This is a genomic window from Geodermatophilus sp. SYSU D00525, assembly GCF_054050475.1.
Genome location: NZ_JBJGZK010000005.1, coordinates 1 through 15,800 on the forward strand (window position 1 = coordinate 1; position 15,800 = coordinate 15,800).

The following is a 15,800-nucleotide window of genomic DNA, read 5'->3' on the forward strand; positions in this document are numbered from 1 at the left end:
CGCCCCGCCCCCCCCGCCCGCCCCCCCCCCCCCCCCCCCCCCCCCCCCCCCCCCCCCCCCCCCCCCCCCCCCCCCCCCCCCCCCCCCCCCCGGCGGCGGGGGATGGGGCGATCCGCTGGACCGCCCGGTGGAGGAGGTCCTCCGCGACGTCGCCTGGCGCAAGGTGAGCGTCTCCGGCGCCTGCGCGGACTACGGCGTGGTCGTCCTCGAGGACGGGTCGGCCGACGAGGCCGCCACCGCCGTGCTGCGGGACGAGATGCGCGCGGCCCGCACGGGCGACGAGCCGTTCTTCGACCGCGGCCCCGGCTACGCGCTGCTCTCCGGCGGCGCGACGTCCAACGAGTTCGACGTCCTCTAGGCCGTGCTCCGGGTGGCAGGAACGGCCACTCCTGCCACCCGGACCGGTCAGGTGACGGGGTCGGTGCTGCCGGCTCCCGGCTTGGCGCTGTCGCCGGTCTGACCCTCGTCGCCCTGGGTGGAGGTGTCCTCCTCGACGCCCTCCGGCCGGATCGGCGTCTCCTCCAGCACCTGCTCCTCGGCCTGCTCGCGGTCGGTGCCCGGCACCTCGGTCATGGCGTCCTCCCTCGTCGTCGTGGCTGCTCTCGGACGAGGGGCCCCTACCCCGCCGCCGCCCGGGCAGGCGCGGGTTCGCCGCCGGTGAACGGGGCGCGCAGGGCCGCGGCGGTGGCCTCGTCGGCGGGCAGGAACGCCTCGACCGACAGCTCGGCCGCGGTGAGGTCGACGGCGGTGCCGAAGGTGGTCACCGTGCTGAGGAACGACAGCACCACGTCGCCGGCGCGGAGCCGCAGCGGCACGGCGATGCCGTCGGGCGTCGAGCGGTCGGTGCCGCCGGGCAGCGCGGCCAGCTCGCGGTGCAGGGCGGCGAGCTGCGGATCGCCGGTCAGGTGCGCCTCGCGGCCCAGCCGGTGCAGGACGTGCGCCCGCCACTGCGGCAGGTTGACGATCCGCGGCGCCAGCCCCTCGGGGTGCAGGCTCAGCCGCAGCACGTTGACCGGCGGCTCCAGCAGGTGCGCGGCGGCGCCGTCGAGCAGCGGCGCCACGCTCGTGTTCGCCGTCACCAGCTCCCACGACCGGTCGACCACCAGCGCCGGGAAGGGCTCGTACGCGGCGAGCACCAGGTCCAGCGCCCGGGTGACCGCGGCCATGTCCGGGGAGTCCAGGCCCCGGCGGCCGTAGGCGGGGGCGAAGCCGGCGGCCAGCAGCAGGTCGTTGCGCTCGCGCAGCGGCACCTCCAGCCGCTCGGCCAGCCGCAGCACCATCTCCCGGCTCGGCCGCGACCGGCCGGTCTCCAGGAAGCTCAGGTGCCGGGCGGAGACCCCGGCGTCGTTGGCCAGGTCCAGCTGGGACAGCCGGCGGCGCTGCCGCCAGCCGCGCAGCAGTTCCCCGACGTCCGGGCGCACCGCGGTGGTCACGGCGCGGACGCTAGCGACGACCGCGCCGCCCGTCGCCTACCCGCGAGGTAATCGACGCCCTTCCCCGGCGGCGGGAGCGTCTGCGCCATGACGAACACCGCCACCGCCCCCACCCGCCGTCCCCCCGACCTGCTCCGCGTGGCGCTGCGCCTGGACGCCGTCGTCACCGGTGCCAACGGCCTGGCCTACCTGGCCGCCGCACCCCTGCTGTCCGACCTGCTGGGCGTCCCCGCCGGGGTGCTGCGCGGGCTGGGCGCCTTCCTCGCCGTCTTCGCCGCCGGGGTCGCGCTCGTCGCCGCCCGCCCGCACGTCCCGCGGGGCGCCACGGAGGTCGTCGTCGGCGCCAACGCGCTGTGGGCCGTCGGCAGCGTCGCCGCCGTCGTCGCCGGCCGCTTCGACCTCACCGCCGCCGGGACGGTCTGGGTGCTGCTCCAGGCCGCCGTCGTCGCCGGGTTCGCCGCCCTGCAGCTCACCGCCCTCCGCACCCGCTGACCCCACGAAGGAGAGACCGCCGTGACCGCCACCCCCGCCCTCGCCGACCGCTACCTCGCCGCCTGGAACGAGACCGACCCCGCCGCGCGGCGGGCGCTGGTCGAGGCGCTGTTCACCGAGGACGTCACCTACACCGACCCGCTGGCCGACGTCGCCGGCCGCGACGGGCTGGACGCGACCATCGCCGCCGTCCACGCGCAGTTCCCGGGCTTCGTCTTCCGGCTCGCCGGCCCGGCCGACGCCCACCACGGCCAGGTGCGTTTCACGTGGCACCTCGGGCCGGACGGCGCCGAGCCGCCGGTCACCGGGTTCGACGTCGCCGTCACCGACGGGGACGGCCGCATCCGCACCGTGCTCGGCTTCCTCGACCGGGTCCCCGCCTGAACCGACACCGCGATCACGGCACCGTGACCACGGCCGGAGGGTCCGGGACGGTCCCGGCGCCGTGATCGCGGGTGGGCTCAGCGCCGCCGCTGCCACCAGCGGCGGCGCTGCGGCGTGGCCGGTGCCGCGGCGGCCGGCGGCTCGGGCGCGGACGGCGGCCGGTCGCGGCGCCAGCCCTCGACGAGCGCCTCGACGTCGGCCAGGCCCGGCACCGGCGACCAGCGGCTCTCCGCCGGCCGCCGCCAGAAGGCCTCGACCCGGGCGTTGTAGTCCTCGGCGACGGCGCGCACGGCGTCCTCCGACGGCAGCGCGGCCACCCGCGCGGGCAGCCCGTCGCGCTCGCGGCGCAGCGCCAGGCCCGGCGGCAGCATGTCCGCGGGCGCCACGCCCTCGCGGCGGGCCTTGGCCACCGCCCAGTCGTAGGCGGTCTCGTTCGGGTCGAAGGCCGGGAGCGGCTTCCCGGCGCCGCGCAGCCCGGTGAAGTCGCCGCGGTCCTGGGCCTGGCCGATCTGCCGCTCGACCCAGGTCTCGAACGACACCCCGGGCGGCTTCCGCTGGGTCACCCCACCACCTCCACCTCCATGCTCCGCCTCTGCGAGGCTGCCGTGCATGCGGACGACGGGCAGCCGGGAGGTCTACCGCAACCCGTGGATCCGGGTGCGCGAGGACACCGTGGAGCGGGTGGACGGCTCCACCGGCGTCTACTCCGTCGTCGAGAAGCCGGACTTCGCCATCGTGATCGCGGCCGAGCGGGACGGCTTCTGGCTGGTCGAGCAGTTCCGCCACCCGCTGGGCCGCCGCGCCTGGGAGTTCCCCCAGGGGACCTGGTCCTCCGAGGCACTGGCGGCGGGCACCGGCGGGACGGCGGAGGAACTCGCCCGCGCCGAGCTCGCCGAGGAGACGGGGCTGCGGGCCGGCCGGCTCGAGCACCTCGGCCACGCGGCCCTGGCGCCCGGGCTGTCCACCCAGGAGTTCGACGTCTGGCTGGCCACCGACCTCACGCCCGGCCCGACCGCCCGCGAGGTGACCGAGGCCGACATGGTGGCGGCGTTCGTGCCCGAGGCCGAGCTGCGGGCGATGGTGTGCGACGGCCGGTTCACCGACGGCCCCTCACTCGCCGCCTGGGCCCTGCTCCTGCTCGGCCGCAGCTGACCCCCGGCCCTGCTGCAGGGGCCCGCCGCGAGCTCGCGAGTGGTGGGGGGCAGCGGGGTCCTTCCTCAGGCGGCGCGGAGGGAGCGCAGTGCGGGGGTGACGCGGGCGAGCTCGTCGAGCATCGCCTTGCCGCCGGCCTCGAGCTCGGCGTTGGGCGCGAACTCGTCCTCGTCGTCGAGGAACTGCGCGAAGAACGGCACCGAGATCGCCTCGGGGACGGTGTGCACCCGCAGCGCGGCGAGCACCGGCTTGACCGCCGACGACGCCCGCAGGCCCGCCGAGACGCCGCCGTAGGTGACCAGCCCGGCCGCCTTGTCGGCCCACTCGACCGACAGGTAGTCCAGCGCGTTCTTGAGCGACGCCGGGAAGGAGTGGTTGTACTCCGGGGTCACGAAGACGAACGCGTCGGCGCGGGAGACCGTCGCGCTCCAGTCCTTGGTGTGCTGGTGGGTGTACTGCTGCAGGCGCGGGTGGTCGGGCTCGTCGAACACCGGCAGGCCCACCTCGGCGAGGTCGACGAGCTCGACGTCGAAGCCGCCGTGCTCCTGCGCCAGGCGCTGCACCCAGCGGGCGACGGCGATGCCCCGGCGGCCAGGACGGGTGCTGGCGGCGATGACCTGCAGGACGGGACGGGACACCGGGACCTCCGGGACGACGACGGGACCGACTCGTTGAGGACTCAACCGTTGGAGCGGCCACCCGCTTCCCCCACCGCGGGTGACCCCCGCCGCACGCCGTGACCCGATCGTGCCTGGACAGCCGGGCCCCGGCCGTGCCTGCGGCCGAGGCCGTCGCGGAGGGTGGCGACCCACCCTGAACGGGTGAGTGCGCAGCTCAGGAGCCTGCGCCGGGGGCGTACAGCCCCGACGCTGTCCCGGTGCCGCTCACCGCTCCCGGCCTGCCGGACCTGCCCCCGGACCTCGCCGGGCCGGTCGCGGTCGAGCTGGCCCGGCCGGTGCGGGACCTCCCGGTCGCGGCCGCGCTGCCCGGCGGCTGCCGCTACGAGCCCAAGTGGGACGGCTACCGGCTGGTGGTCGTCCGCGGCCGCGCCGGCACCCGGCTGTGGTCCAAGCAGGGCCGCGACCTCACCGACCGCTTCCCCGACCTCGCCGCGGCCGCGCTCGCCCAGGTCCCGGCCGGCACGGTCCTCGACGGCGAGGCCGTCGTCTGGAACGGCGAGCGGCTGGACTTCGGGCTGCTGCAGCGCCGGATGGTGACCGCCCCCTCTCGGATGGCCGCGCTGGCCGCTGCACACCCCGCCTCCTACGTCGCCTTCGACCTGCTCGCCGCCGGCGGCGCCGACCAGCGCCGCCGGCCGTTCCGCAGCCGCCGTGCCGCCCTCGAGGAGCTCGCGCGGCGGTGGGCGCCGCCCCTGCAGCTCTCGCCGGTCACCGCCGACCCGGAGGAGGCCCGCGGCTGGGCCGCGGACCTGCGCCCGCTCGGCGTCGAGGGCCTGGTCGCCAAGGGCGCGGCCACCCGGTACGCGGGCGGGCGCCGGGAGTGGCTGAAGGTCAAGAGCTGGGAGACGACGGAGGTGCTCGCCGGCGGCGTCATCGGGCCGGTCGACCGCCCCAGCCAGCTGGTGGCCGGCCGGTACCGGGAGGGTGAGCTGGTCGTCGTCGGCCGCACCGGCCCCCTCTCCCCCGCGCAGTCGGCCGAGCTCGCCGCCGTCCTCACCCCCGCCGGCGACGACCACCCCTGGCCCGAGCGGATCGGCACCGGCCGCTTCGGCGGCGGGCGGCTGTCGGTGGCGCTCACCCGCGTGCAGCCGACCGCGGTCGTCGAGGTCAGCGCGGACGCCGCCCTCACCGCCGGGGTGTTCCGGCACCCGCTGCGCTTCGTCCGGGTCCGCCCCGACCTGCGCCCCGCGGACGTGCCGCCCGCGGACTAGGGCCGCTGCGGCACCCGGCCCAGGGTCACGAGGAACCGGCGCAGCAGGCAGGCCAGCTGCGCGAGCTCCTCCTCGGACAGCCCGGCCAGCAGGCCGCGCTCGGTCTCCAGGTGGTCCGGCAGCGCCGCGTCGAGCGCGGCCCGCCCCGCGTCCGTCAGCGTCACGACGACGGCCCGCCCGTCGGCCTCGCTCCGGGTGCGGGTGATCAGCCCCCGCTCCTCCAGCCGGTCCAGCCGCTGGGTGATCGCCCCCGAGGTGACCAGCGCGGTGCGCATGAGCGCCGTGGGCGTCAGCTGGTAGGGCTCCCCGGCGCGCCGGAGCGCGGCCAGGACGTCGAAGGACGGCGCGTCGAGCCCGTGCCGGGCGAAGGTGGCGCGCTGGGCGAGGTGGACCTCGCGCTGCAGCTGGGTGATCCGGCCGACGACGCCCATCGGTGAGCAGTCGAGGTCGGGACGCTCCCGGGCCCACTGCTCGAGGATGAGGTCGACCGCGTCCTCCACGCCGGTACCTCAGCAGTGAGACAACGGCAGCGTCAAGCCGCGCCGCGGCGCGCCGGGGGCTCGTCCAGGCCGGTGGCCAGCCGGACGGTGAGCCCCGCCGGGCCGGGCACCAGGTCCACCGCGTCCCACAGCTTGCGGGCCAGCCACAGGCCCATGCCCCCGGCGGCCAGGTCGTCGCCGTGGGCCGGCACGAAGCCCGCGAGCGGGCTCGCGAAGCCGGTGCCGGAGTCGCTGATCGTCACCACCAGCGAGTCGCGGTCCGCCCAGACGCGGGCGGAGATCGGCCGCCGCCCGTGCCGGAAGGCGTTGGCCGCCACCTCGCTCACGCCCAGGTGGAGGTCGGCGCGCTGGTCCTCGTCGGGGACGACCTCGGCGAACACCCGCCGCAGCTCCCCGCGCAGGCCGGCCAGCGTCGGTGCGCCGTCGACGGCGTACACCGGCTCCCCGGCCTCCACCGGCTCGCGGACGGCGGCGAGTTCGTGCAGGGAGGCGACCGGGTCGTGGTACTCGGAGTTGCTGACCCGCATCCCGCCCATCCACAGCTCCGGATGGGTGTGCCGCGCGTTCGCGAGGACCTCGGCCGGGGCCCGCTCCCGGTCGTAGACGCACATGCAGGTCAACGGCGCGTCACCGACCAGCGCGTTGGAGGCCGCCTCGTACCGGAGGATCTCCCGCCAGCGCCGCGGGAGCGTCCCGTACAGGGGCTCGGCGAGGATGCGCAGCCGGCCCGAACCCCGGGTGGCGGCGTGCTCGACGCGCCGGCGGATGACGGCGAAGGCGTCGGGCACACGGGCGCCGACCAGGCAGATCCGCGGGTCGTCCTCGATCTCGCCGGACCGCATGCCCAGCGCCCGGCGGACGGCCGCGACGGTCTCCGGGGGGCAGGCGAGGACCGACAGGTCCCCGGCGCTCAGGCCCTCGTCCAGGTAGGCGGTGGCCACGGCCACCACCTCGCCGGGCCCGCGGACCAGCGCGGCGCTGTGAGCGAAGGCCGACCGGGAGGGGGGCGTCGACGAGGCCCGCGCCACCGCGCCGCCCGTCGACTCCGCCCGCGTGGCGTGAGCCCCCGTCCCAGGTTCCACTGGCCCCTCGACCGCCTCCGGTCCGGAACTGCTCCGGCCCATCCCTCCCGATTGTGGGGCACGGTGGGGGGAGCCCGCTCGCGGGGTGCCCGGTACGCCCCCGTACGGGTGGGCCGGCGCCACTACGGCGCGGGCACCGGGACGGTCGGCACCCCCGCGAGGACGAGCACGCGGGTCGGCGCGGAGCCCTCCGCGGTGCGCACCTCGGAGACCGCACCGCGCTCCCCGGCCAGCCGGAGCAGCTCGAGCACCAGGCCGACGCCGGCGCTGGCCAGGTAGGGCACGTGCCGCAGGTCCAGCACGACCCGCGCCCCGTCCGCGATGTCGTCGAGCGCCCGCAGCGCCTCGGCGCGCAGGACCGGGGTGGCGGCCAGGTCGACGTCGCCGGCGACCTCCAGCCGCACGCCGCCGGGACCCCGGTCCACGGTCAGCCGGGCGGGGCCCGCGTCGGTGCGGGCGCCGGCGCGCCGGGTCACCGGCTCGCCCCGCCCGGGTCCGGCCGGGACGAAGCGGAAGCGCACCGTGGTGCCCGCACCCTCGCCTCCGCCCGCGTCGACGGTGCGGTCCACCTCGACGTCGTCGGCCAGCGCGGTGATCAGCTCCAGCCCGCGGCCGCGGTACCCCCGGTCGGCCGACGCCGGGCGCCACACGCCCTCGTCCCGCACGCAGACGTCGACGCTGCCGTCGGCGGTCCGCTCGAGCCGGTACTCGCAGCGGCCCTCGCCGGCGGTGGTGGCGTAGGCGTGCTCGACGGCGTTGGCCAGCGCCTCGCCGAGGGCCAGCTGCAGGTCGTCGAGGGAGTCCCCGCTCAGCCCGGCCGCCCGCGCCCAGGCGGTCACGCTGCGCCGGACCCCGCGCAGCCGGGACGGGTCGGCCGGCAGCACCTCGTGCAGCGGCGGCGGGACCAGCCGGGCGGCGATGACCGCGACGTCGTCGGGGAGCGCGTGGTCGTCGAGCACCTCGGCCAGCAGCGCGCGGGTCAGCCGGCACGGCTCGACGTCGGAGAGCCGGGCGGCGGCGTCGGCGACACGGCGCAGGCCGGTGTCCAGCGGCTCGCGGCGGCGCTCGACCAGGCCGTCGGTGTACAGCAGCAGCGTCGTCCCCGGGGTGATCAGGGTGCTGCCCTCGGCGTAGGGCCGCCGGCCCGGGGCGCCGAGGACCGCGCCCGCGCCCTCCTCGAGGAAGCGCGCCGCGCCGTCGGTCACCAGCAGCGGCGGCGGGTGCCCGGCGCGGGCCCACCGCACGGTGCCGGCGGCCCAGTCGAGCACCAGGCAGGCCGCCGTCGAGGCGAGGGCGCCGGGCAGCCGCGCGGCGAACCGGTCCAGCAACTCCAGCGCCTGCGCCGGGGAGCTGCCCTGCAGCAGCGCCGTGGACAGCGCGCTGCGCAGCTGCCCCATGACGGCGGCGGCCGCCGGGCCCTGGCCGACGACGTCACCGACGGCGATGGCCACCCGGCCCCGGCCGAGCTCGACGACGTCGTACCAGTCGCCGCCGGCCGAGGTGCCCGCAGCGCCGGGGAGGTACTCGGCGGACAGGGCCAGCCGCTCCAGCCGGGGCACCGCGGCGGGCAGCAGGCTGAGCTGGATCGTGGAGGCGATGTCCTGCTGGGCGCGGTAGAGCCGAGCCCGCTCCAGCGCCGAGGCGCACTGCTCGGCGACGGCCAGCAGCATGCCCCGCTCCACGGCCCGGAACCGCTGGGCCACCGGCACGCCCACACCGACGACGCCGACGACGCGGCCGGCGACCAGCAGCGGCAGCGCGACCACCGCGCCCGGCCCGCCCGGGGCGGGCGCGGTGTCCGGCGAGGCGGCGGTGTCCTCGATCCACACCGCCCGCCGCTCCGCGGCCGCCCGGGTGACCGCCAGCGACGAGCTGAGCGGGATCTCCGACCACTGCTGCGCGTCCCGGACCGCGGCGTCGCTCCACAGCAGGTGCAGCGCCCGCCGGGCGTCGTCGATCTCGTAGACGCCCACGGAGCTGCCCCGGCCGGTCAGGGCCTCGACGTGCCGGGCCGCCGCCTCGGCGACCTCCACCGGCGTGGTGGCGGCCGACAGCTCGGCGGTGACGCGCTGCAGCAGCCCCAGCCGGCGGGCGGTGGCCCGCTCGTCGGCCAGCAGCAGGGCGTTGTCCAGGGCCAGCGCGGACCGGGCGGCGATCTCCTCGGCCAGCGCGCGGTCGTCCTCGTGGAACGGCGGGGCGTCGTCGCGGCGGCCCATCGCCAGCACCGCCCGCACGCGGCCGCGGACGGTGAGCGGCACGACCAGCGCCGAGCGGAGGTCCAGCCGGACGCCGCCGTCCCCGGCGCCGGACAGGAGCGGCCTCAGCACCGGTCGCCCGGTCTCGAGCACCTCGCGGCCCAGCCCGCCGTGCGGCTCCAACCCGGCGAGCGCCGCGCGGACGTCGCCGTCGGCGCCGGCGCGCCCGGCGTAGCGCAGCCGCCCGTCGTCACCGACCACCCGGACGGTGCAGACGTCGGCCAGCCGCCGGTCGACCAGCAGCCGCGCGAGGCCCGCCAGCTGCCGCTCGGCCTCGGTCTCGCGGTCCAGCGCGGTGCCGACCTCGGCGAGCAGGGTCTGCCGCTCGGTCTCCCGGTACCGCGCGTTGATGTCGGTGCAGCTGCCCACCCAGCCGCCGGCGGTGCCCCCGATCGGCACGGCGCGCTCGAGCAGCCAGTGGAAGGCCCCGTCGGCGCGGCGGAGCCGGAACTCGACCTCCCAGCCCTCCCCGGCCGCGACCGCGGCGTCCACGACGGCGGCGTAGCGCGGCGCGTCCTGCGGGTGCAGCCCCGACCGCCAGCCCTCGCCGAGCTCCTCCTCGACGGCGCGGCCGGTGAACGCCGCCCACCCGGCGTTGAGGAACTGCCGGCGGCCGTCGTCGCCGGCCACCCAGATCAGCGCCGGCGCGAGGTCGGCCATGGTGGTGAACCGCTCCTCCGCCTCCCGGCGGGCGCGGCCGAGCTGCAGGTGGGCGTCGACGCGGGCGAGCAGCTCCTGCGCGGAGAACGGCTTGACCAGGTAGTCGTCGGCGCCCGCGGCCAGGCCCTCGACGGCGGCCTCCTGGCCGGCGCGGGCGGAGAGCAGGACCACCGGCACGCGGGAGGTGCGGGCGTCGGCGCGCAGCGCGGACAGCAGCTGCATGCCGTCCAGCCGCGGCATCATCACGTCGCTGACGACGAGGTCCGGCGGGTCGGCCAGGGCCGCCTCCAGCGCCGCCTGCCCGTCGCCGACCGCGCGGACCTCGTGCAGCGGCGCGAGCAGCCGCACGACGTAGTCGCGCATGTCGGCGTTGTCGTCGGCGACCAGGACCCGGCCGGCGCGGCCGCCCTGCGCGCCCGGGGCCGCCGCGGGGACGTCGTCGGACTCCCCCGGGAGCCAGCGCAGCGCCTCGGCGACGAACGGGGTGGCGCCGGGCGAGATCGCCGGCGCCTCGGCCGTAGCGGGGGCGAGGCGGTCGGCGGGCAGGTGCGCGGTGCCCAGCGGCACGCGGACGGTGAAGGCGGTACCGACGTCGGGCGCGCTCTCCACCTCGATCGACCCGCCGTGCAGGCCGACCAGCTCGCGCACCATCGCCAGCCCGATGCCGCTGCCCTCCCCCGACCGGCTGCGGGCGCCGGAGACGCGGGAGAACCGCTCGAACAGCCGCGGCAGCTCCGCGGCGGCGATGCCGGTGCCGGTGTCGGCGACGGTGAGGACGGCGGCGCCGTCCACCTCGCGCAGCCGCACGGTGATGCCGCCCGCGAAGGTGAACTTCAGGGCGTTGGAGAGCAGGTTGAGGACGACCTTCTCCCACATGTCCCGGTCCACGTGCACCGGCTGCGACAGCGGCAGGGTGTCGACGGTGAGCCGCAGGCCGGCCCGGTCGACGGCGGAGCGGAAGACGCTGGCCAGCTCCGCGGTGGTCGCGGCGAGGTCGACCGGCTCGAACCGGGCGTCGATCCGGCCGGCCTGGATGCGGGAGAAGTCGAGCAGGGTGTTGACCAGCTTCTGCAGCCGCAGTGCGTTGCGCTCCACGACCTCGAGCTCCTCGGCCACCCGCGGGTCGGCCGAGGCCACCGGGGAGGACCGCAGCTCGGCGACCGGCCCCATGATCAGCGTCAACGGCGTGCGGAACTCGTGGCTGACGTTGCTGAAGAAGTCGGTCTTGGCGCGGTCCAGCTCGGCGAGGGCCTCCGCGCGGCGCCGCTCGGCCGCGTGGCTGCCCGCGTTGGCCAGGCCCGAGGCGATCTGGCCGGCGACCAGCTCGAGGAAGCCGGTGTAGGCCTCGTCGAGGGCGCGGTGCGGGTTGAGGCCGACGACCAGGAAGCCGGCGATGCCGGCGGCGTCGGGCAGCGGGGAGGAGATCGGCACGGCCAGCGCCCGCTCCGGCGGGCGGCCCCAGGCGCCGGTCGGCAGGCCGGGGAGGCGGTCGAGGCCGTCGACGACGACCTGCTCGCCCGCGCGCAGCCGGGACAGCGGCCACACCGCGTCGTCGGCGAGCGTCCCCGGCGCCGCGGCCGAGCCCGGCGTCAGCCCGGTGGCGGTGCCCAGCCGGGCGGTGCCGTCCTCGTCGACCAGGTAGGTGGCGGAGAAGGGCAGGTCGGCGTCGTTGCGGGCGAGCTGCTCACCGACGGCGGCCAGCACGTCGGCCTCGGTGCGCGTCGCGGCCACCGCCGTCGCGAGGTCGCGCAGGCTGGCCATCCGCCGCTCGGCCAGCACCCGGTCGGTGTTCTCGGTGACGACGCAGAGCATCCCGGCCGTGCGGCCGTCGTCGTCGGCGACGGGGCTGTAGGAGAAGGTGTGGTAGGTCTCCTCCGGGTAGCCGCTGCGCTCCAGGAACAGCAGCAGGTCCTCGTCCCAGGTGGCGACGCCGGTCGCGAGGACCGACTCGATCCGGGGACCGATGTCGTCCCAGATCTCCGCCCACATCTCGCGGGCCGGCCGGCCCAGCGCCCACGGGTGCTTCCCCTGCAGGGTGTCGCGCTGGTAGGCGTCGTTGTAGAACGCGGTCAGCTCGGGGCCGTAGGCGGCCCACATCGAGAACCGCGACGTCAGGACGATCCGGACGAGGTTGCGCAGCGCCGACGGCCACCGCTCGGGCGGGCCGAACGGCGTGCCCGACCAGTCCCGGGCGGCCATCTCCCGGCCCACCTCGCCACCGCCGGAGAACAGCGAGGGGAGCGCGTCCTCGGTCACCGCGCCACCACGCAGGGCAGCCTAGGCGCTGCTCCTGTCACCCGCCGCGCCCCGCCCGGACAGGGCGTCGAGGGCCGCCCGGTCCAGCCCGGTGGCGGCGGTCACCTCGGCCGGGTCGACGGCGCCGCAGTCCAGGCCGCGCACCACCACCCCGGCCAGCGCGCGGGCGGTGGCCGGCTCGTCGAGCACGCCGCCGTCGACCCGCTCGACGTAGGCGGCCAGCCGTGCCGCCGCGGCCGGCAGGGCGCCGCGGAAGAAGGCGTAGGTCGCCGCGTACCGCGTGACCAGCTGCGCCGGGTGCAGGTCCCAGCCCTGGTGGAGGCCGCGCTCCAGCGCCCGCCGGACCAGCCCGGCGTGCACCCGCCAGCCGGCGTGCACCTGCTCGCGGGAGCCGACGGGCAGCACGTTGGTGGAGCCGTCGACCGCCCGGGCGCCGGTCCCGGCGACGGCGACCTGCATGAGCTGCTTGGCGAGGTCGAGCGCCGGGTGGTCCGAGGACTGGTGCGCCGCCGCGATGCCCAGCGCCGCGCTGTAGTCGTAGGTGCCGTGGTGCAGGCCGGTCAGCCGCGGGCCGGCCGCGTGCACCATCCGGGCCAGCGTCACCGCGCCGTCGGCGCCGAGCACCGCCTGTGGCGTCTCCACCTGCAGCTCGAGGTCGAGCGTGACACCGTGCGCCGCCTCCAGCGCGTCGAGCACGGGCAGCAACGCCCGCACCTGCTCGACGTCGGTCACCTTGGGCAGGGTGACGACCGCCTTCGTCGTGCTGTTGGCTCCCAGGCAACCGAGGAACAGGTCGAGGGAGCGGACGCCGCGGCGGCGGGTCGGGCCCTCCAGCGACTTGGCCCGGATCCCGACCGACGGCGGCGCGGTCCCCGTGGCGACGTCCCCGGCCACCGCCTCCGCCGCCCGCACGACGTCGCCGTCCTCGGCGTCGGGCCGGCCGCGGTAGCCGTCCTCGGCGTCGACCCGCAGGTCCTCGACCGGCTCGGCGGCGAGCTTGGCGCGCACCCGGGGCAGCACCTGCTCGAGCAGCGCGGCGTCGTACCCGAGGTCGGGCAGGCCGTGCTCGTCGAGCGCGGCCAGCGCCGCGGCGCCCCACGCGGCGGCCAGGCCCGGGACGACGGCGTCGGCGGGCACGTAGCAGGTGTGCACCGGCTGCCGGCCTGGCCGCTCGCCGGGGTACGCGGCCGTGCGGGCGGCGTCGACGGGGGCCAGGCGGCGGTCCAGCTCGGCGTAGATCCCTTCGTCCAGCATCAGTCGACGAGCTCGTAGGCGGGCAGCGTGAGGAAGTCGGGGAAGTCGTCGGCCAGCGCGACCTGCTCGAACAGCCGGCGGGCGTCGTCCAGGCGCGGCAGGTCGCCGATGCCCTCGACCTCCTCGGCGACGACGCGGCGCACCAGCTCCCCGGTCACCGTCTCGCCGGTGTCGAGCTCCACCCCGGCGTGCACCCACTGCCAGACCTGCGAGCGGCTGATCTCGGCGGTGGCGGCGTCCTCCATGAGGCCGTGGATGCCGACCGCGCCGCTGCCGCCCAGCCACGCCGCCAGGTAGCGGACGGCGATCTCGACGTTGGCCCGCAGCCCGGCCATGGTCCGCCCGCCCGGGACCCCGGCGACGTCGAGCAGCTGCGCCGCGGTCACCGACACCTCGGGCCGCTGCCGGTCGAGCTGGTTGGGCCGCTCGCCCAGGACGGCGTCGAAGGCCTCCCGGCAGACCGGCACCAGGTCGGGGTGGGCCACCCAGGAGCCGTCGAAGCCGTCGCCGGCCTCGCGGGTCTTGTCCTCGCGGACCTTGGCCAGCGCCCGCTCGTTGGCCTCGGCGTCGCGCCGCGAGGGGATGGCCGCGGCCATGCCGCCGATCGCCATGGCGCCGCGGCGGTGGCAGACGGCGACGAGCTGGTCGGTGTAGGCCCGCATCATCGGCGCGGTCATGGTCACCGCCGCCCGGTCGGGCAGCACGAAGTCCGGCCCGGCCTCGCGGAAGACCTTGATGACGCTGAACAGGTAGTCCCAGCGCCCGGCGTTGAGGCCGGCGGCGTGGCTGCCCAGCGCGTGCAGCATCTCCTCCATCTCGAACGCCGCCGGGATGGTCTCGATGAGCATGGTGGCGCGGACGGAGCCCCCGGGGAGGCCCAGCACCTGCTCGGCGTGGTCGAAGACGAGCTTCCAGAGCGCGGCCTCGAGGTGCCCCTCCATCTTCGGCAGGTAGAGGTACGGGCCGCTGCCGCGGGACAGCTGCTCGGCGGCGTTGTGGAACAGGTACAGCCCGGCGTCGACCAGCGCGCCGACGGCGGGCTGCCCGTCGACGAGCAGGTGCCGCTCGGGCAGGTGCCAGCCGCGCGGGCGCGGGACGATCGTCGGCAGGTCGCCGTCCTCGCGGAGCCGGTACTCCCGGCCCTCGGGCGTGGTGAAGGCGAGCTGCCGGCGGACGGCGTCGCGCAGCACGAGCTGCCCCGTGACGACGTTGTGCCAGTGCGGGGTGTTGGCGTCCTCGAGGTCGGCGAGCCAGACGTCGGCGCCGCAGTTGAGCGCGTTGACCGCCATCTTGGGCTCGGTCGGGCCGGTGATCTCGACGCGGCGGTCGACCAGGCCGGGCGGCGGCGGGGGCACCTGCCAGTCGCCGTCGCGGATCTCCGCCGTCTCGGGGCGGAAGTCCAGCCAGCGGGCGGCGGCGATCTCGGCGCGGCGGGTGGCGCGGGCGGCGAGCAGGGCGTCGCGCTGCGGGCCGAACCGGCGCTGCAGGTCGGCGACGAACTCCAGCGCCTCGGGGGTCAGCACCTCCCCGGACCGCTCGACGTCGGGGCCCTCCACGCGCACGTCGCTCATCAGCTGCACCCTCTTCTCGGCCGGCCGGGCTGCCATCCTGTCACCGTGTCCCGCCTCGACGAGTTCAACAGCGAGCCCGCCGACGCCGCCGTCGAGGCGCTGCGCGGCTGCAACGCCGCACCGCGCTTCGCCGCCGAGCTGGTCGCCGGCCGCCCGTTCCCCGACGCCGACACCCTCGTCCGCCGGGCCGGGGAGGTGGCGCGCTCCCTGCCGTGGGACGAGGTGCAGCTGGCGCTGGTCGCGCACCCGCGGATCGGTGACCGGGTGGAGGGCTCTTCGGCCGAGGCTGCGGCGTCCCGCCGGGAGCAGGGCTCGATGGGCGGCGCCGACGACGGCACGCGCGCCGCGATCGTCGAGGGCAACCGCGCCTACGAGGAGCGGTTCGGGCACGTCTACCTGATCCGCGCGGCCGGGCGGTCGCCGGAGGAGGTGCTCGCCGAGCTGCGCCGCCGGCTGGGCAACGACGACGACGCCGAGCGGGCCGAGGTGGTCGAGCAGCTGGCCCAGATCAGCGAGCTGCGGGTGCGCGGACTGGTCGACGCGTGAGCATCTCCACGCACGTGCTCGACGCCGTCGCGGGGCGGCCGGCCGCGGGCATCGCCGTCCGGCTGTTCGCGGGCGGCGACCTGCTCGCCGAGGGCACGACCGACGCCGACGGCCGCTGCCGGCTGACCGAGGAGGCCACCGTCGCCGGCCCGCACCGGCTGGTGTTCGCCACCGGTCCCTGGTTCGCCGGGCGCGGGGCGGACGCCTTCTGGCCGGAGGTGACGCTGACCTTCGCCGTCACCGCACCCGCGGAGCACCACCACGTGCCGCTGCTGCTCTCCCCGTTCGCCTACTCCACCTACCGCGGGAGCTAGGCGCGCCACG

At 77.3% G+C, this 15,800-nt stretch carries 16 protein-coding genes; 7 read left to right on the forward strand and 9 right to left on the reverse strand.

All coding sequences use genetic code 11. The annotated features are described in order from the left end of the window. The first annotated feature begins 127 nt into the window (after window positions 1–127). Complete coding sequence (locus ACI796_RS05985; RefSeq protein WP_456940321.1) at window positions 128–358, forward strand: hypothetical protein; 231 nt, start codon at window positions 128–130, stop codon at window positions 356–358. Window positions 359–405: 47 nt separating this feature from the next. On the opposite strand, the gene ACI796_RS05990 is transcribed toward ACI796_RS05985, so the two are convergent. Together ACI796_RS05990 and ACI796_RS05995 are read right to left on the reverse strand one after the other, a co-directional pair. Next, window positions 406–573, reverse strand: a complete 168-nt coding sequence (locus tag ACI796_RS05990; protein WP_387991213.1) for a hypothetical protein — start codon at window positions 571–573, stop codon at window positions 406–408. Between the two features lie 44 nt (window positions 574–617). After that, entirely contained in the window at window positions 618–1,433 is an 816-nt protein-coding gene (locus tag ACI796_RS05995) for a helix-turn-helix domain-containing protein (protein WP_456940322.1), read from the reverse strand. An 87-nt stretch (window positions 1,434–1,520) separates the two neighbouring features. Between ACI796_RS05995 and ACI796_RS06000 the strand changes: the two genes are divergently transcribed. After that, on the forward strand, window positions 1,521–1,925 hold the full coding sequence (locus tag ACI796_RS06000; RefSeq protein WP_456940323.1) for a hypothetical protein: 405 nt from the start codon (window positions 1,521–1,523) through the stop codon (window positions 1,923–1,925). 21 nt (window positions 1,926–1,946) lie between these two features. After that, window positions 1,947–2,309 carry a nuclear transport factor 2 family protein gene (locus tag ACI796_RS06005; RefSeq protein WP_456940324.1) on the forward strand — a complete coding sequence of 121 codons (363 nt, stop codon included), beginning with the start codon at window positions 1,947–1,949 and terminating at the stop codon, window positions 2,307–2,309. Between the two features lie 77 nt (window positions 2,310–2,386). Here ACI796_RS06005 and ACI796_RS06010 read toward each other — a convergent pair whose 3' ends face one another. Next, entirely contained in the window at window positions 2,387–2,872 is a 486-nt protein-coding gene (locus ACI796_RS06010) for a DnaJ family domain-containing protein (RefSeq protein ID WP_456940325.1), read from the reverse strand. A gap of 46 nt (window positions 2,873–2,918) precedes the next feature. Here ACI796_RS06010 and ACI796_RS06015 point away from each other — a divergent pair, with 46 nt between their 5' ends. Then, window positions 2,919–3,461: an NUDIX domain-containing protein gene (locus ACI796_RS06015; protein WP_456940326.1), complete on the forward strand. Its 543-nt coding sequence runs from the start codon at window positions 2,919–2,921 to the stop codon at window positions 3,459–3,461. Between the two features lie 65 nt (window positions 3,462–3,526). Here the strand turns inward: ACI796_RS06015 and ACI796_RS06020 are convergent, their stop codons facing one another. Further along, window positions 3,527–4,099, reverse strand: coding sequence for an NADPH-dependent FMN reductase (locus ACI796_RS06020; protein ID WP_456940327.1), 573 nt, complete (start codon window positions 4,097–4,099; stop codon window positions 3,527–3,529). Between the two features lie 239 nt (window positions 4,100–4,338). On the opposite strand from ACI796_RS06020, the gene ACI796_RS06025 reads away from it, so the two are divergent. Beyond that, a complete protein-coding gene (locus tag ACI796_RS06025) occupies window positions 4,339–5,352 on the forward strand; it encodes an ATP-dependent DNA ligase (RefSeq protein WP_456940328.1) in 1,014 nt (337 codons plus the stop codon). Here the strand turns inward: ACI796_RS06025 and ACI796_RS06030 are convergent. The 5 genes from ACI796_RS06030 to aceB form a co-directional block, all read right to left on the reverse strand. Then, window positions 5,349–5,852, reverse strand: a complete 504-nt coding sequence (locus ACI796_RS06030; RefSeq protein WP_456940329.1) for a MarR family winged helix-turn-helix transcriptional regulator — start codon at window positions 5,850–5,852, stop codon at window positions 5,349–5,351. The two genes, ACI796_RS06025 and ACI796_RS06030, sit on opposite strands and share 4 nt — an antisense overlap. Window positions 5,853–5,884: 32 nt before the next feature. Further along, window positions 5,885–6,976, reverse strand: coding sequence for an anti-sigma factor RsbA family regulatory protein (locus ACI796_RS06035; RefSeq protein ID WP_456940330.1), 1,092 nt, complete (start codon window positions 6,974–6,976; stop codon window positions 5,885–5,887). An 80-nt stretch (window positions 6,977–7,056) separates the two neighbouring features. After that, complete coding sequence (locus ACI796_RS06040) at window positions 7,057–12,105, reverse strand: SpoIIE family protein phosphatase (protein ID WP_456940331.1); 5,049 nt, start codon at window positions 12,103–12,105, stop codon at window positions 7,057–7,059. 21 nt (window positions 12,106–12,126) lie between these two features. Then, window positions 12,127–13,359 (reverse strand): DUF6986 family protein, encoded by a 1,233-nt coding sequence (locus tag ACI796_RS06045; protein WP_456940332.1) that lies wholly within the window; start codon window positions 13,357–13,359, stop codon window positions 12,127–12,129. After that, window positions 13,359–14,966, reverse strand: coding sequence for a malate synthase A (gene aceB / locus ACI796_RS06050; RefSeq protein ID WP_456940333.1), 1,608 nt, complete (start codon window positions 14,964–14,966; stop codon window positions 13,359–13,361). Before aceB ends, ACI796_RS06045 begins: the two co-directional genes overlap by 1 nt. Before the next feature lie 9 nt (window positions 14,967–14,975). Between aceB and uraD the strand changes: the two genes are divergently transcribed. After that, window positions 14,976–15,476 carry a 2-oxo-4-hydroxy-4-carboxy-5-ureidoimidazoline decarboxylase gene (uraD, locus tag ACI796_RS06055; RefSeq protein ID WP_456940334.1) on the forward strand — a complete coding sequence of 167 codons (501 nt, stop codon included), beginning with the start codon at window positions 14,976–14,978 and terminating at the stop codon, window positions 15,474–15,476. Next, on the forward strand, window positions 15,473–15,790 hold the full coding sequence (gene uraH, locus ACI796_RS06060) for a hydroxyisourate hydrolase (protein WP_456940335.1): 318 nt from the start codon (window positions 15,473–15,475) through the stop codon (window positions 15,788–15,790). The genes uraD and uraH overlap by 4 nt, the downstream gene beginning before the upstream one ends. Window positions 15,791–15,800: the final 10 nt, after the last annotated feature.

What these genes read in the sequence shown, in the direction of transcription:
- ACI796_RS05990 (WP_387991213.1), bottom strand. Translation starts at nt 573, where the DNA reads ATGACCGAGGTGCCGGGCACCGACCGCGAGCAGGCCGAGGAGCAGGTG.
- ACI796_RS06000 (WP_456940323.1), top strand. Translation starts at nt 1,521, where the DNA reads ATGACGAACACCGCCACCGCCCCCACCCGCCGTCCCCCCGACCTGCTC.
- ACI796_RS06015 (WP_456940326.1), top strand. Translation starts at nt 2,919, where the DNA reads ATGCGGACGACGGGCAGCCGGGAGGTCTACCGCAACCCGTGGATCCGG.
- ACI796_RS06035 (WP_456940330.1), bottom strand. Translation starts at nt 6,976, where the DNA reads ATGGGCCGGAGCAGTTCCGGACCGGAGGCGGTCGAGGGGCCAGTGGAA.
- ACI796_RS06045 (WP_456940332.1), bottom strand. Translation starts at nt 13,359, where the DNA reads ATGCTGGACGAAGGGATCTACGCCGAGCTGGACCGCCGCCTGGCCCCC.
- aceB (WP_456940333.1), bottom strand. Translation starts at nt 14,966, where the DNA reads ATGGCAGCCCGGCCGGCCGAGAAGAGGGTGCAGCTGATGAGCGACGTG.